The organism is Mycetohabitans endofungorum, from assembly GCF_002927045.1.
GTDB lineage: Bacteria > Pseudomonadota > Gammaproteobacteria > Burkholderiales > Burkholderiaceae > Mycetohabitans > Mycetohabitans endofungorum.
Map to the genome: position 1 here is coordinate 15,088 of NZ_PRDW01000019.1, position 14,764 is coordinate 29,851.

Here is a 14,764-nt window from a genome sequence, read left to right on the forward strand (position 1 = left end):
CACAGGGCAGCGCGGACGCGAAAGATTGATCGGACATGGCTCGGTAATGAAGCGGTGGAGACGAAACGATAAAGAAGAAACGGTGAAGCCGGCATCGATCTTAGCCGCGAGTGGCCGGCATTCCTTTGGACATGCGCAGAAAAATGTCGAGTTATATCGTAGAATGCGCGCGAAACATCCATGCCATTGAGCGGCTCCATCATGGTTTCACGCATCCTGCTGATCGAAGACGACAGTCGCTTGGCTGAGCTGGTGGCCAGCTACCTGCGCAAGCACGAGTATGATGTGCATATCGTGCTGCACGGCAACGACGCATTGGACGCGATTTTCGCGCGTCGGCCCGACCTGGTGATCCTCGATGTGAACCTGCCCGGCAAGGACGGCTTCCAGATATGCCGCGAGGCGCGCAAGCAGTTCGATGGGCTAATCATCATGGTGACGGCCCGGGATGAGGATCTCGACGAGGTGCTGGGGCTGGAACTTGGTGCCGATGACTACGTGCACAAGCCAGTGGAGCCGCGCGTACTGCTTGCGCGGATTAAGGCGCTGCTGCGTCGCGGACTGCAGCGCGGCGGCGAGACGAGTGTTGAGCCGGAGCGCCTCGTCTTAGGCAAATTCGAGATCAGTCGCGCCACGCGCAGCATTCGCCTGCCCGATGGCAGCGTGCCCGATCTCACCTCAGCCGAGTTTGACTTGCTATGGGCGCTGGTGCGCTGTGCCGGCGAGGTCGTGAGCCGCGACGACTTGATGCGTCAGTTGCGCGGTATTGGCTTTGACGGCGTGGATCGCACGGTCGATGGCTGTATTTCCAAGCTGCGGCGCAAGCTGCACGACGACGCGGCCAACCCGCAGCGAATCAAGACCGTGCGTGGCAGGGGATATCAATTCAGCAAGGTGGCATGGGAGTAAGTTGTCAGCTGGCCGGTGGCCTGAGCGCCTCCATCGCCGGAGAGCCTGTGCGCCAGGTGCCAGGTGCCAGGTGCCAGGTGCCAACAGCCACCGCTACACCGCCCGTGGGTCAATAGACGTGCCCGAACTGGAAATACACATTACGCCGTCCCCCCGGCGCGAGTGCGACACCAAAATAGATCGGCCCGAATGAACTGGTCAGCCCGGTGAACAGCGACCCGCTGCGCTTCATCGGCCCGCTAGCCAGCGCGTCGTTGAAGCCGTTCCACACGTTACCTATTTCCGCCGTGACACCTGCAAACAAGCCGCGGAACGGACCGGCATTGAACGAAGCCAACTGGTTCATGTATGTGAGATGGGCATAGGCCATCGACGTGCCGGACAATTGGTCGGCTGCATACGCGGACAAGTGTCGGAAGCCGCCCAGCGTGAACCCGAGCGGATTGATCGCGTTAATGCCGCCGATGTCCTTGCCGCCCTCGATGCCGACGTTGATGCTGTGTCGTCTGAACGAGACCGCGGCCATTGCCTTGCCGTACAGTTCGGTGATGCGGTCCTTGCTGCTGGCGAGCGAACGCTCGGCCTTGATTTCCGTATAGTAGCCACTGCGGGGAAACTGCGAGTCGTCGAGTTGGTCGATGACCAACCGTGCGCGCATGCTCAACTGTCGGCCATAGGCGTCCGGGAACGCCAACTGTGTGCCACTTTCATCCAGCGGCAGGTTGTACAGCGGCGATGCGAAGCCGTACGCATACGCGAGCCCGATGCGCAAGTCGCCGAGCCGCGCGAGCGGCAGCCCGAAATCGATGCCGGCGCGTTTGGTTTGCAGATGAAAGCGGGTAATGCGGACATTATCACTATAGAGGTTCGCGTAGCGGCTCACGTACTCGACATATGGCGCCACGTAGTAGCCGAATGCACTGGACAGCGGCTGGCGCAGTTCGCCATGCACGCTGATCAGGTCGCTGCCGAGCGTGGTGTCCACGCGTCCCTCGAGTCCCGACGGGCTCAGCCACGGTCGGCGATAGCCCAGATGCAGCCGAAATCCGCCTTCATCGGTCGAACTGCTCGACAGGCCCAGGCCAAACAGTAGGAAGTTTGGCCCCCATGACTTCTGCCGCGCCGTGATCACGAGCCGGTGTTCGTCACCGTGTTCGACTAGTTTCTGCGTGACGTCCTCGAAGTCACCGGAGTTTGACAAGGTCAACAGGTCCTTGTTCAGCTGGTGTGGATCGTAAAGGTCGCCCGGGCGCACATGCAGATAGTTGCGGATCCGTGCGGCTGGCACCGCGCCGACCGACTCGATGTCAATCTGCGTCAAGCGTATCGGGCGCGGTGGCGGGGCGGCGTGTGTGCGGCGGTAAGCGGCGTAGTCGGCGGGCGCCAGCGTCAGATGCCGCAGTTGCGGCAGAGCCGCGCGGGCCGCCGCCTCGCCGGCCTCGATCGCCTGTGCCGCGTTCGCGAAATCGGTGAAGGTCAGGGAGCCGAGATCGGGTTGGATTAGCACGTCGCCGGCGACCAGCCGCGAGCGTTGTTGCGCGACGTTTTGCCGGATCAGGATGCCGATCATCTGCTGCATCACGTCTGCGGGCGTCGCTAGTGCATCGAGCGGGCGCAGCGGCGAGCCGATGTCTACGGCGATCACGACGTCCGCGCCCATAGCCCGTACCGTGTCCACCGGCAGGTTGCTGACCAAGCCCCCGTCCACCAGTGTGCGCCCGTCGACGTCGGTTGGCGCGAACAGCCCGGGCATCGCCATGCTGGCGCGGATCGCCTGCGGCAGCGAGCCATGATCCAGCACAATCATCTGGCCACTGCGCAACTCGGTCGCGATCGCCCGATACGGGACCGGCAGCTTGTCGAACGACAGGTCACCGGGCACCGTCGAGGTCCAATCCGACAACAGCGCTTGCAGCCGGTTGCCCTGAACTAGGCCACGTGGCAACTTCAGTCCGTCGCTGCTGACGCCCAGTGTCAGGTTGCTGGCATACGATTGTTCGTCTTCGCGTTGCGACTGCGGCAGCTCGGCGCGTTGGTGCACGTCGAATGCGATGTCCGTCAGGTTCACGCCCGCCAGCCGGCTCTGCATGTCTGTTGCACTCATGCCGCTCGCGTACAAGCCGCCCACCACGGCGCCCATGCTGGTGCCGGCGATGCAATCCACGGGGATGCGGTTTTCCTCCAGCACCTTGAGCACGCCCAGGTGTGCATAGCCACGCGCGCCACCGCCAGAGAGCACCAGGCCGATTGCCGCGCGGCCGTGCGCACGGTCGTGTGCCGCGCACGCGAGCGTCCCGGCGCACGAAGCCGACGCGTGCAACGCCAGCGCTGCCGCGAGCACCACGGCGAGTGCTTGGCGGCCAATGCGGCCACGCCGTGACACGTCCTTCTGCCCGATCATGACGCGCATGACCAATGCGCGGAGGCGGGTCCGCAGTGATAGGGTCATCCTGTTACTTGCGTTCTTAAAACTAGCTATTATCGCTGCACGGGGCGCGCGCGTGCAGCGACAAGGCGCGATTTCGCCCGCCCGCACAGACATGTGCAGGACTTTGCGTGTTGACGTCGCGCTGGTCGTCGGCGCTGTTGGCAAGCTGGCCATGATACCTGGTGATGTTGCATTGGCTTGAGCGCCGCTATTCGATTGGCATGCGACGGGCCCCAGCGATGATCGAGATCCTGGCTCAGTATCCGCACGCCTACCTGCATCGCGACGGGTATCAGTTGTTCGGCCGCGCGGTGATCGCGTGGTTGCTCGCTGCGTCGCTGGCCATCGGTTTCACGTTGTTCGGACCGCTGCCAGTCGTGCGCGTGTCGGCAAATCGCTGGCTCTCGGTCCCGGTGGGCGTGTTCATGTACGTGATTCGCGGTACGCGCTATACGTAAAACTGTTATTGATCTGTACCGGTGTCTACGGCCTCGCGTCCGTGCGGTCTCATGAGTGGCTCGGTGCGTTCCTTCGCAGCGGATATCACTGTACGGTGCTGGCGTTCAGGCTCAATACGCGTGCGTACACAACGAAAATTTTCATCGGTGCGACCTGGGCGATACCGGATGGAAAAGTCGAGGCCGCGCGTGCCTATGGCATGCCATAACTAAAGCTGTACTTGCGTGTGATTTTGTCCTCGGCGCTGCGTCGCGCATTGCCTGCGTACAGTAACGAGGTGAAACTGATGACGTGCAAGCAAGCACAGGAGCGCGTGGCGATCGCGAGCGCACTGGCCATGCACCCAGACGTGATGCTGTTCGACGAGCCCACGTCGGCAGATCAGCACTGGCGTGCGGATTCTCTTCGGCTGCTCATTTTGCCAACGCGTATCGCGAGAAGTTCGGCGTGACGCTGCGTGAGGTGCGGCGCGCATTCGTCAATGTAACGGCCCGGGTATCGACTGAAAACGGCGTGACATAGCGGGCGGACCCTATGCCGTCATTTCGGGCCCTTCTCGCTGGCCTGCCAGAAAGGATTGTCTTGGATGTCGAAACTGAAGCGTGGCTCGCCTGGCGTTCGCGTACCGTTGACAGGCACGCGCGGCGCCGTCGCCCGGGGCGCGGTGCGGTCGCGGCCGGTGGCCTCGGGGCGGCGGGCTGCATCGGATCGGTAAGCAGGCTTCGCGCCAAGCCCGGATAATCGGCCATTGCTGGGCGCACGCTTAGCAGTGTCAGTCGCCTTGCGTTGATCCGTTCGCGGTTTCGCGTCGGCGGAGTCGGCCACGATCGGTGGCTTTGCTCCGCAATGGCGGACTGAAAATCTGTCAGACATTCCCGATCCTCGCTGGTGTGCAATGTCGATATCCGTGATTCTGACGCCGACGCCACGGGCGCGACGCGCTAACCACGAATCCGGCGGGCTGCCGGCGAAGTGGCGCGCTGGACCGTCCAAGGAAACCGATAAAACGGCTCGCGTAGGAGAAAGGTGTTGTATTGGCCACCATCTAAGATGTTTTTATTCGACTGCAATCGAGGAGTCACCATGACCAGCATCCAAGTGACCCGCGATACCGTCGATCAAGTGAGGGTCCCCATTTTCGCGCTAGCGCCTTACCTGCTCGTGTTGACCGCGCGGAAGATCGATGAAGTGAAGCCATCGCTGTGGAGGGAAGACAAGTTGTATGCGCAACTGAACGCGGAGTCGAGATGCACTATCGCGATCGTCTGAACGCCGACGATCTCGGCGATCCGCAACTGCTGGTGCAATGCTGTACCGCGCTCAATGAACTTATGCAGTGACTCAATCTCGGGTCCGTCCATGACTTCCAGCGCTGAGCCGGCGTGGCTGTTCGATCCGCTTGCGCTGACGCTGCAGGGCGAAGTGCCCGTCGAGCGCGAAGGAAGACTGGCCATTCATATTCGCTGATACTGGATCGATCATGGAGTGCTGACGATGGCGTCCGCTGCGGGCGGTTCCCTCGGCGACGGATTGGTTTCCTCCGTGTTGGTGTTGTGCGGCATCCATAGCGACGAGACTGCACCGATCGAGCTAGTGTAGCAACGGGTCGCTGACGTATGTGCGCTGCGCGCGGCGCGGCTCAAACGTGCAGCAAGCGTTTTTGCCGAGGTGCATACTGGTGTTCGCTGGCACTTCAATCTGCATACGGCGAGCGGGGCGTCTGTCTACGAAAAAGTCGCGTTTCAGCCCAGCACCAATCGCGCTGCTTGGGCACGGCTGCTCACTGCGCCGCGCGCTTGTGCATGCTTGAGTTAGGCAAGGTCAGACCGTTGGGGCCAGAACGACTTGTCGCGCTTTGCGCAGCCGATGCATGCGCTGTGGCAGGTACTGGCCGGCCAGGCCGCCTGTGTGGGCGCGGCGCCGCCGGTGTTCCATGGGGTGGCTACACAGTGCCACAATCGGTGGGGCGGATCGTTTTCCCGAATTCTGTCGTGGAAATCGGGATGCGCGCCGTACTGATGATCGTACAGGTCGATAACACCGAGCCGGATACGTTCTTGTTCGATCTTTAGGTAAGCGCCGGCATACGGGCCGCATGACGACAGATCTTCTTGCCGCCGTGCTATTTAGCGGTCAATCGAGTATCTGGCGTCCCGGTACCACAAACATCAATCCCGCCCATCGCTGTTCGCAAGATGGCCGTGAGGTTGGGACACCGAAATTAGCCCTTTACAGTGCGTCAAACCACTGATACATTAAATTGTTGGCGGCAAATAACTATCTCGATAGAGAGGGTGGAGTTGGAACCTGAGAGACGTGGGCTACGGAGCGCGCCAGACGATTCCGGGTCGCGAATGGACGCACGGCTGCGAGCCGTGCGTTTTTTTGTGTGCGCCCGGCGGGGCGCATTCACTAGTGAACTGGACCCAAGAAATTGGACAGTGAACGACTATGCCTTCGTAAATAAATCGATGCATAAATCGGCAAACGGTGCTCGAATCAACAAATTATTTTCGTTGTTGACTTTCAAGGTTCGACCTATAGGTATCAAGTTCTAGCACCGCTCTTCCACTGCTAGAGCGCTTAAATGCCTCGCGCGCAAGACACGGGCATTTTTAGCGCAGCCGCAACGACGGGCGGCCGCTTCGGTCACATCCAGTGCTGTAGGCCGAAATCGAACAACAGGACGACGGCAGAGCAAAACACGCCGCACAGCAAATTGGCGATGCGATGTCCGAAGTCGTGATGGCGGCTGAGCGCCGCACCGATCAGAAACACAATCTCGATTGTCACCTGCAGTCCGAACCAGGCGAGCATCACAGTGTATTCGTACCCCATTGAACTGAAGTTGGCAAAGTTCATGCCGTGCCCGGATATCCAAGAGCCTACCCGCCATACTTCATAGAACAACAGCACCACGGGGAATAGGTAGCTTACGATATACGTCGGCATCGTTGCATGTCGCAACTCGAAGTGGTTCTCGTGCCGCAAGAGGTGAGTCGTGAGCCGCATGATCTGCTCCTCTAAGTATCCGACTTGTCACGTTATAGGCGGCACACGGCATGTGTGCGCCTGAATTGACTTTAGGCGGCTTGTGGGAAGGTTTCAATGCTGCAATGCAGCATCCTGCTGCGTGGCGCGGCAGCGGACGTACCCATGCGGCGTTGAACAAGACGATGGCGCGACGCGGGAACCGCCTTGCGCCAAGCTGCGCCGGGACGAGGGATTAGCATTGCACTGCAGCAGTTGCCATGCAAGCGGCGACCGCAAAAATGCAAGCGGCGGCCAGTATGTGCAGCCGTTGGACAGGCTGTGAAACGGGCCGTCCTACCCGATGGGGAATGCGCCGCCGTCCGTGGCGACCAGGCTGTCCGCGTGCGTGGCTTTCGCTTGTTCGTTGCTCCGCTCCAGGCGCAGCGCGGTGGCGAGTCGCTGCGCGTACCGCTGCGGGTGGTATTCAGCGACGTCATAGCGGCGATTCGGCTGGCCGAGATGCCGTATCAGCGCGTCGAGCGCCGCGCGGTAGCTCGCCGTATCGCAGCGATACTTGAACTTATTGCCGATTTCGTCGCCGAACATCGACAGGCTGCCGATGTCGTGCACGAGCACCGGCAACCCGAGCATGGCCGCCTCGACGATCGACAGCGGCGCATTTTCTGCGCAGATCGACGGCAGCACCATGGCATGCGCGGTCTCGCGCAATTCGGTCAGGAGTGCGCGATGGGGACGCCTGCCGCGGAATTCGAGCCGCCCGGCACAAAACAAATCGGCGTTGCGCTCCTCGAGCGCGGCACGTTCCGGCCCGTCGCCGAAAATCGTCAGCTTATTAAGCTATGCGAATTGCGTGGCGCATGCCAGCGCGATGAACTCGTTCAGCCCTTTTCCGCCGCGATGCGGCCGGCGAATGCTAGGTTGATGCGGCTCGCGTGGATCGGCTAGGGCGCGCATATGGGCATGTCCGCGTCAATTGGGTTGGGCAGCAGCGACGTGTTCATGATGCCGGCGCGGTGCAGTGCTTGCTCCATGTACCGGCTCGGGCACAACAGCAGATCGAACACTCGGGCGGGATGACACAGCAGCCTGGTCGAATGCCAGTAAAGCTTTTTCAATGCATCGTGCACCGCGCCTCTCGGACTTGCGCGGGTGATCAGCGCATGCAACGTACCGAGCGATTCGATGGGAAACGCGTTGGCGATGCCGTTTTCGTACCGCAGCAGCGTGGGATTATAGTGGACCAGATGATAGTCATGACAGGTCAGATAGGTCGTATAGCCCAGGCTCGAACGGTATCGATCGATCACATGCAGGATCGATGGAGATAGCACATTGTGGTAGTTGTGCACGAGCGGGTCGGAAGCGGACAATCGTTTGCGCGAGCAGGCGGGCTGCCTCGCTATTTCATGCGCGCGGCTTATGCTGCGCGGCAGCGCTCAGGGAATTGCTGTCAAAACATTCAACTTCCACGCCCGGCAGGGCGCGCAACAGGATGCCCACCTGTTCTATCTGACGCGGATCTGCGACATCGTGCCGTTGGACGCGTTAAGTCAGCCGGGCCGTGGCCGACCATTTTTCTGTGCAGCGGCGTCATCGAGCATCGCGCTGCACATTGGTGGATGCATCCGGCTGCCGCTGGTGCAGATATCGAAAGAAGCGGCTGCCAAACCGAGAACGCCTCGCGCAATTGTGCGAGCGCGGCGGGTCGACTTTCAGTCCCATACGCGTTTTCATCCAATCCTGACTTGCTGCGACGACGCCGAATGCGAGCAGGAGATCACCGGCTCCCGGCGGGACATCGAACGGTTGACCGGCCGGCCCTGCGTACATTTTGCATACCCGAACGGCAACTATGGGGAAAGGGAGATCCGACTGTTGCGCACGGCCGGCTACCGCACCGCCAGAACGTGCGACGTCGGCTGGAACGATGACGCGACCGATCCGTTCAGGTTGCGTGCCATCGATATCCACGATGACTCATCGCTGTCGTGGTTTATCGCGCAACTGACGGGGATTCCATTGTTCCTGCGCTATGCGCGGCACGGCGGCGGCTGGCGTGGCCGCAAGCCGCAATTCTGACCCGTGTAGTCGGCGCCAGCCGGCGGTCTGATCGGGATTTCGCAAAGGGCGTTAAAATAGCGGGGTAAACACCTCCTCTGTGCCGCCGGCGAGCTCTCGCTGGTTCGCCGCGCAGCTTGCGCGACACAATGACTTTCCCCTATGGACGAACAGAAGAGACAGCGAATCATTGCGTATATTCACCACCGGATGGACGAATACGGTATTTCCATTGAGCGTTTGGCCGAAGCACTCGCTGAAGAGGAAAAGAAAATAAAGCCGATATTGTTTCGTGATGCGTATGGCAACGTATGGGATGGTGAAGGTGACATGCCCGATTGGCTCAAGCGAGCGGTGCATGCCGGGCAGTCGACCGAGCACTTTATGGTCGAGCCGAAGCAATGACCGGCACCTTCCCGATGCCGCGCGCGACGCCGACGCGCGCGATGCTGCACGCTCATTCCATTACGCTGGCTGACGGCGCAAGTGTTGCTTTCGCGCAGGCGGGCAGTGGCGAGCCGATCGTGCTGGTTCACGGTTCGCTGTGCGACTACCGGTATTGGGAGCCGCAGTTCGTGCCGCTGGCGTCGACGCATCGCGTGCTGTCGCTCAGCCTCGGACACTACTTTCCGACGCGCGAGCTGAATCGTGCGCTGCCGTTCAGCTGGAACGCACATGTACAGCAGATCGCCGCGTTTATCGACGAGGTTGTGCGCGAGCCGGCGCACGTGGTCGCGCATTCCCGTGGCGCCTATCTTGCGTTTCATCTTGCCCGCCGCTTTCCCGACCGGTTGCGCAGCGTGACGCTGGCCGACCCGGGCGGCGCCATTCAAGGCAGCGATGCGCTAAGCGCGCAGGCGGCCGCGGGTCAGGTCAACACGCTGCGTACCCGTGCCGTGACGCTGATCGAGCAAGGCGAGGTGGACGCTGGTCTGGCGTTGTTTGTCGACTCGGTCAGCCGTCCAGGGTCATGGGCGCAAAGCCCGGACGGGTTCAAGGCAATGGCGCGCGACAACGCCCATACGCTGCGGCCGCAAATTGCGGAGCGGATGCCGGCCTTTGCCGCGCACGAGGCCGGCGCAATCACGGTGCCGATCCTGCTGGTCGGTGGTGAGAAAAGCCCTTCAATTTTTCATCGAAACATCGAATGGCTGCACCAGCGCATCGACGGTGCCCGCCAAATGATGATTACCGGCGCCTCGCACGGGATGAACCTGGCGCACCCGCGCGCATTCAATCGAGCGGTACTAGATTTTATCGATGCGCATGGCCGGGCGCGGTTGTCCGGAAATGGTGTGTAATCACGACGAACGTGGTGACCTGCCGGCGCGACGCGCCAAGGATGGGCGCATTGGCGACCATGTAACGGTTGGCTTTGCGACATCGTCTGGGAGATTGCGCCGGGCTACTGCGGTTGCCGTGACGATAATGGCAGATTTGATGGCCGGCCGCTACCTGTACCCACTGTACGAAAACGGGTGGCCGGCCGATTCGTTCGCGCCGACGCAACAGCCCGCTGCGTGACGTGCTGTGGGCACCGGTCGTGCTACTGTTGGGAGGAGCGGGCCCAACCGGGAGATGGGATGACCAAGCCTTTTGTTTCGATGTTTTTTGCGCTCGTTTTGAGCGGCTGTATGCTGATGCAGCATAACCCCGACGCCGGCGAACCCGAGAAGGTTGCCTCGACTGGGCGCAGTACGGAGGACGTGATCGCGTGCATGACCGAGGCAGCGAGCCGGCATCATGCGTCATTTCGCGCGTCGCCGATTCCCCAGGGCCAAATGTTGGATTTCGGCGACTCCAACATCGTGAAGATCCGTACCGACGACGATGGCAGCACGAGCTTCCGGTTCTACCCAGGTAAGCGCCATCTTGGCAACCTGTGGATCGAGGGCGCAGCGCGTCAGTGCGCGGGGACGCCATGACGATCCGCTGCAACGCGGCGCCGGGGACCGGTTGGCATTGCCCTGGGAGGGCAGGTTCGCGCGCGCGTCGCGCGACGGTGCACTGTGATGGCTGAACGCGTCGATCTTGCTGCCTATTTCGAGCGTATCGGCTATGCCGGGGCGGCGCAGCCGACGCTCCAGGTGCTGAGTGTGCTGCACGCGCTGCATCCGCGCGCGATTCCATTCGAGAATCTCGATCCTTTGCGCGGCGAGCGCGTACTGTTGGACCTGGACCGGATCCAGCAAAAACTCGTGACCGGCGGCCGAGGCGGTTACTGCTTCGAGCACAACACACTGTTTGCCGCAGTGCTCATCGAACTGGGCTTCGATGTGACGCCGATGCTTGCGCGCGTCTTATGGATGCGCGACGGTACCGACGTGACGGCCAAGTCCCACATGTTGTTGCATATCGCGCTACCCGAAGGGCCGTTCGTTGCCGACGTTGGCTTTGGTGCCATCACACTGACGGCGCCATTGCGGCTGGACGCGGGCGCCGTTCAGCCGACGCCGTTTGAGCCGGCTCGGCTCATCGGGCAGCCTGCGTTGCAACAGGGCTACGACCTCGAAGTAGCGCTGGGTTCGCGCTGGCAGAAGGTCTATCGGTTCGAGCTACGGCCCACGTATCGGATCGATCATGAGATGGCCAATTGGTACACTTGCGCCCATCCCGATTCGCATTTTATTCGCGAACTGATCGTGTGCCGCGTCGTCGGCGACGCGCGTGCTGCGCTGCGCAACGATCGGCTCACGTTGCACCTGCGCGACGGCAGCGATCAACGGCGGCGACTGGCCAGTGCCGCCGAGTTGACGGAGTGCCTGGTCGGCACGTTCGGTATCGATATTGACGGCATGGATATCGACGCGTTGTTCGAAAAAATACGTGAGCCGTGATGAGTGCGGGCACGGCGCTGGTTACGCGCTCGCCATCCCCGTGCGACCGCTACTTCAAACGCGTGCCGTTCAATCGAGCGCTGCCGTACATGCACTATGCGTGCACGTCGTTCATTTCGTTTATGAAGTGAGTACCTCGCTACCTGATATGCAAGCGGGATGCATGATTTATAAACTATATCAATGAAGAAGAGGCGGCACTATGGATAATAGTTATATATCTTCCGCTCCTTGGGCGGTATAAGGCAAATCGATCCTACTCCGACGCAACCAGGACAGGAATCAACACCGGCGAATACCGGCGCCTGTCGACGTCAGGCGGGCTCCTGTGCAAGGCCAGCTGTCGGTCTTGCGGGAGCATTCCCGTGCGCTTGAGGCAACTTGGTTTGCACGAACATCGGGTGGTATCGTCGCGAACCACCCAAACAGCACAGTCCACGTCGCGAAGCGCAACGCCCAAGCGTATGGCAGTATGCCTCCCGCCCCGAAGCGCCTGTTGTTGACCGCTCCTTTTTCCCCTTGCCAGAGCGTGTTGGGGAGCGTTTCCAGTAGCACAGAGCGTCCGCAGCTGTCGAAAACAGACGCGCAAGGACCGCATAACGGGCAACCTGCATTAACTCTGGAGCAACTCAATGCCGCACCGTACGCCGGTCCAATGCTGTAAGGCGCGCAATCGCCCAGATTGCCATCCCGCTTCGATGATGGTGTATGACCGATTCATAGCGTGCGAGCCGCGCTTCGCGCCGCTGCGCTTGTTGCTCCTTTGCGCGCGATGTTGTTGCCACGCCGAGCGCATTTGATTCGATCGCTGGCAATGCGGCAGAAGCGTCCTCATGATGAGTGAGCGTGCAACTTCGCGGATAGGCCGCTGGCAGCGGCTCAGCGCGCGCTCAATGGCATCGCCAAGATTCTTCAATAGATGCCATCAGTTGGCCACTTGTATGGCTTGCGGCGCGCCACGGGTGATGCCTTCGGCGTAAACCCCAGCGCGATCGCGCGACACGATGCGGATTGCACGGTTTCCTGTTAGCCAGTTCGCCACCGATGTCGCATCACGATGGGGCAACCGGTCCAATGGGCGCCGTTGCTCGAGGTCAACCAGTAGGGTGCCATAGCGATGAGCGCGTTTGAATGCCCAGTCATCGACGCCAATAATGGTAGGGGGCGATGTCGTCGCGACGTGCTTCTGGCCGTTGCGTTTGAGCAAACGGAGTATCGTTTCGCCGCTGATCGAGATGCCCAGCCGCTGCGCCAGGCGCGCACCCGCGGCGCCACTGAGCGCCAAGCCCACATGCCACAGCACCGTCTGTGCTCGGGCTGTGCGGCGCTGCTGACGTGCGCCGAATTGCGCAAGGCATTGGGCAAATGTTCGCCGGCAACACATTGTGTTATCGCAACGAAAGCGCCGCACATGGATTTCCAGTGTGACGCGGTGGCTACTACACGGTAGGTCCTCAACGCGTCGTCGGTACCATCCGTGTATCCGGGAACTTGTCGCTCCACACGCCGTGCAGTGCGCAACGCGCCCTTGATGTTTCAGTGCAACGATGAGCCGATGGCCGATCATCTCCCATCCGACAATGCGCATGCTGGAAGCGGGCAACAGGCGTTGAAGGAAGGAAAAATCCACGCCGATTATCCGAGTGATGCGATACCGGCTTGATCGTCATTGCCACCTGCAGGCTCACACAAAGTAGGGAAGAGCCCCAAAAATCCCTCACCATCTGTTCCGCCGTCGAAAAAACGCAGGGCACTTTACGGTCACGATAGTGGCGATAGTCGCCCTTGCTGCATTCATTATCGTAGCCAATGATTCTTACGCCACCCTGACCATAGAACAGGCTGTATTTCAAACCATGGGGTCTTTCCGCATCACATTCGGGCAATCGCCAGATCCGTATTTCAAGAATGGCTCCGTCCGGATAAACCATCCGATCCTCAAATAACAACGTCGCCTTCTTTTTCATATATTGGCTTCGGTCGAATATCGCAAAGCATCGTATTCGCCAGGTGGTCAACCAAAATTGCGACTCGTTATCGTCAGCAAGCCTAGCTTTACCCGCTGGAAGACGCTTCGTTTTTGACGTCTGGGCTTCGCGTTGCGCTATCACGGGCAAAACAGCACGCCTATAACGTAACTGAAGCACGTCATTTTCACTCGCGGCAGAGGCAACATCGCTTTATCTTGAATAATAGATTGTCGACAAAAATGCCGTGGAACCCAATAAGAGTTTCTAAATTGAAACTGACCATCACTTATCACCATACCGAATTCGAAGCGCAGAACACGAATACGCAAACTTCGCCGGCCCATGCGCCGTCACCGTCTAAGAGCGCATCCTCTGCACCGACCAGCCCATTATCTAACACCGACGAGTTCGAGGCGATACGAAATAAGCTTAAAGACAATCCCAGCGCCGCCAAGGCACTTTCCCGTATCGCAGCTCGAGCCAAAGGACATTTCGTGCGGGAGAAGATCGTCAAGGTACAAAGCCACAGTACGGGAATCATCCAAATTACGATCAAAGGTGGCTCTGTCGGCGCGAGTCCCCCAGACACGCCGCTTAAAAGGATCCGAGATAGGCTTCCGAGCGATAAAGATGGGAATATCGCGACCTACAATATGGTTGTTGTAAAAGGTGGAGCGGAGTCTGGTAAGGTGATCGGGACAAAGGAGGGGAACGGCCGAAGCTCCCCTCCGACCTTGCAGCGGCAGCGCCGGAGGGGTCCGCCTTCATTACTGCCCAGCCCGCAGAAAAGACACCGAAGGAGTGAACCGTGCGCCGCCAATAGCGTGCTTTCTGGGGAAGGTTAGATTGGGACGGATGCGTTCAAAGATGCCCGGCTCAATTGCCAGTGGGTTCGTCTGCCAGACGTCAGATCTTGCTGGATTTTGCGAGTGGGCATCTCGCGGCGGTCTCAGGTTGCATGACGACCACGACGAACCCTTCCAGCGTGCCGATAGCACGACGGTATCTGTTCCAGCGTTGGGATCAACGAAGCATACTGGGTTCAGTTTCAATAAATATTATTGGCTCACTTCTGAGCCAATGTACATTGGCCTGGAATCGCGCCCGCG

The 14,764-nt window shown here is 60.3% G+C and carries 18 protein-coding genes and 2 pseudogenes; 14 read left to right on the forward strand and 6 right to left on the reverse strand.

The genetic code is table 11. From position 1 onward, the window contains the following. Window positions 1–201: 201 nt before the first annotated feature. Window positions 202–909, forward strand: coding sequence for a response regulator (locus B0O95_RS13875; protein ID WP_104078406.1), 708 nt, complete (start codon window positions 202–204; stop codon window positions 907–909). Window positions 910–1,018: 109 nt separating this feature from the next. Here B0O95_RS13875 and B0O95_RS13880 read toward each other — a convergent pair whose 3' ends face one another. Further along, window positions 1,019–3,310 (reverse strand): patatin-like phospholipase family protein, encoded by a 2,292-nt coding sequence (locus B0O95_RS13880; RefSeq protein WP_233203389.1) that lies wholly within the window; start codon window positions 3,308–3,310, stop codon window positions 1,019–1,021. Between the two features lie 266 nt (window positions 3,311–3,576). On the opposite strand from B0O95_RS13880, the pseudogene B0O95_RS16740 reads away from it, so the two are divergent. The 5 genes and pseudogenes from B0O95_RS16740 to B0O95_RS15695 form a co-directional block, all read left to right on the forward strand. Continuing rightward, window positions 3,577–4,085 (forward strand): annotated as a pseudogene (locus B0O95_RS16740) (ABC transporter permease); the annotation flags it as partial. Window positions 4,086–4,100: 15 nt separating this feature from the next. Continuing rightward, a pseudogene (locus tag B0O95_RS13890) lies at window positions 4,101–4,175 on the forward strand (ATP-binding cassette domain-containing protein); the annotation flags it as partial. Between the two features lie 704 nt (window positions 4,176–4,879). Further along, window positions 4,880–5,065 (forward strand): hypothetical protein, encoded by a 186-nt coding sequence (locus B0O95_RS16190; protein WP_199180527.1) that lies wholly within the window; start codon window positions 4,880–4,882, stop codon window positions 5,063–5,065. After that, a complete protein-coding gene (locus B0O95_RS17300) occupies window positions 5,044–5,136 on the forward strand; it encodes an N-succinylarginine dihydrolase (protein WP_146064092.1) in 93 nt (30 codons plus the stop codon). Before B0O95_RS16190 ends, B0O95_RS17300 begins: the two co-directional genes overlap by 22 nt. A gap of 489 nt (window positions 5,137–5,625) precedes the next feature. Beyond that, a complete protein-coding gene (locus tag B0O95_RS15695; RefSeq protein ID WP_158249504.1) occupies window positions 5,626–5,868 on the forward strand; it encodes a hypothetical protein in 243 nt (80 codons plus the stop codon). A gap of 577 nt (window positions 5,869–6,445) precedes the next feature. Here the strand turns inward: B0O95_RS15695 and B0O95_RS13905 are convergent. Both B0O95_RS13905 and B0O95_RS13915 read right to left on the reverse strand, forming a co-directional pair. Continuing rightward, window positions 6,446–6,808, reverse strand: a complete 363-nt coding sequence (locus B0O95_RS13905) for a hypothetical protein (RefSeq protein ID WP_104078409.1) — start codon at window positions 6,806–6,808, stop codon at window positions 6,446–6,448. Window positions 6,809–7,123: 315 nt separating this feature from the next. After that, complete coding sequence (locus tag B0O95_RS13915; protein ID WP_233203390.1) at window positions 7,124–7,561, reverse strand: glycosyltransferase; 438 nt, start codon at window positions 7,559–7,561, stop codon at window positions 7,124–7,126. Between B0O95_RS13915 and B0O95_RS15700 the strand changes: the two genes are divergently transcribed. Continuing rightward, the gene (locus B0O95_RS15700; protein WP_146064094.1) at window positions 7,517–7,735 is read left to right on the forward strand and encodes a hypothetical protein; all 219 of its coding nucleotides are present in this window, start codon (window positions 7,517–7,519) and stop codon (window positions 7,733–7,735) included. The genes B0O95_RS13915 and B0O95_RS15700 overlap by 45 nt on opposite strands. On the opposite strand, the gene B0O95_RS13920 is transcribed toward B0O95_RS15700, so the two are convergent. Then, a complete protein-coding gene (locus B0O95_RS13920; protein ID WP_146064095.1) occupies window positions 7,732–8,160 on the reverse strand; it encodes a hypothetical protein in 429 nt (142 codons plus the stop codon). The two genes, B0O95_RS15700 and B0O95_RS13920, sit on opposite strands and share 4 nt — an antisense overlap. Before the next feature lie 49 nt (window positions 8,161–8,209). On the opposite strand from B0O95_RS13920, the gene B0O95_RS13925 reads away from it, so the two are divergent. The 6 genes from B0O95_RS13925 (at window position 8,210) to B0O95_RS16965 (ending at window position 11,816) form a co-directional block, all read left to right on the forward strand. Beyond that, on the forward strand, window positions 8,210–8,869 hold the full coding sequence (locus B0O95_RS13925; protein ID WP_233203391.1) for a polysaccharide deacetylase family protein: 660 nt from the start codon (window positions 8,210–8,212) through the stop codon (window positions 8,867–8,869). A gap of 141 nt (window positions 8,870–9,010) precedes the next feature. Continuing rightward, window positions 9,011–9,253, forward strand: a complete 243-nt coding sequence (locus B0O95_RS13930) for an H-NS family nucleoid-associated regulatory protein (protein ID WP_076787977.1) — start codon at window positions 9,011–9,013, stop codon at window positions 9,251–9,253. Next, complete coding sequence (locus tag B0O95_RS13935; RefSeq protein WP_104078413.1) at window positions 9,250–10,149, forward strand: alpha/beta fold hydrolase; 900 nt, start codon at window positions 9,250–9,252, stop codon at window positions 10,147–10,149. The genes B0O95_RS13930 and B0O95_RS13935 overlap by 4 nt, the downstream gene beginning before the upstream one ends. Window positions 10,150–10,431: 282 nt before the next feature. Then, window positions 10,432–10,773: a hypothetical protein gene (locus tag B0O95_RS13945; protein WP_104078415.1), complete on the forward strand. Its 342-nt coding sequence runs from the start codon at window positions 10,432–10,434 to the stop codon at window positions 10,771–10,773. Between the two features lie 87 nt (window positions 10,774–10,860). Further along, window positions 10,861–11,685 (forward strand): arylamine N-acetyltransferase family protein, encoded by an 825-nt coding sequence (locus tag B0O95_RS13950; RefSeq protein ID WP_104078416.1) that lies wholly within the window; start codon window positions 10,861–10,863, stop codon window positions 11,683–11,685. Then, a complete protein-coding gene (locus B0O95_RS16965; protein ID WP_269845334.1) occupies window positions 11,685–11,816 on the forward strand; it encodes a hypothetical protein in 132 nt (43 codons plus the stop codon). The genes B0O95_RS13950 and B0O95_RS16965 overlap by 1 nt, the downstream gene beginning before the upstream one ends. A gap of 794 nt (window positions 11,817–12,610) precedes the next feature. Here B0O95_RS16965 and B0O95_RS13960 read toward each other — a convergent pair. Beyond that, window positions 12,611–13,252: an ISL3 family transposase gene (locus B0O95_RS13960; RefSeq protein WP_233203393.1), complete on the reverse strand. Its 642-nt coding sequence runs from the start codon at window positions 13,250–13,252 to the stop codon at window positions 12,611–12,613. Beyond that, complete coding sequence (locus tag B0O95_RS16745; RefSeq protein ID WP_233203392.1) at window positions 13,140–13,652, reverse strand: toxin-antitoxin system TumE family protein; 513 nt, start codon at window positions 13,650–13,652, stop codon at window positions 13,140–13,142. The genes B0O95_RS13960 and B0O95_RS16745 overlap by 113 nt, the downstream gene beginning before the upstream one ends. Before the next feature lie 272 nt (window positions 13,653–13,924). Between B0O95_RS16745 and B0O95_RS15705 the strand changes: the two genes are divergently transcribed. After that, a complete protein-coding gene (locus tag B0O95_RS15705; RefSeq protein WP_146064096.1) occupies window positions 13,925–14,500 on the forward strand; it encodes a hypothetical protein in 576 nt (191 codons plus the stop codon). Window positions 14,501–14,764 lie beyond the last annotated feature (264 nt).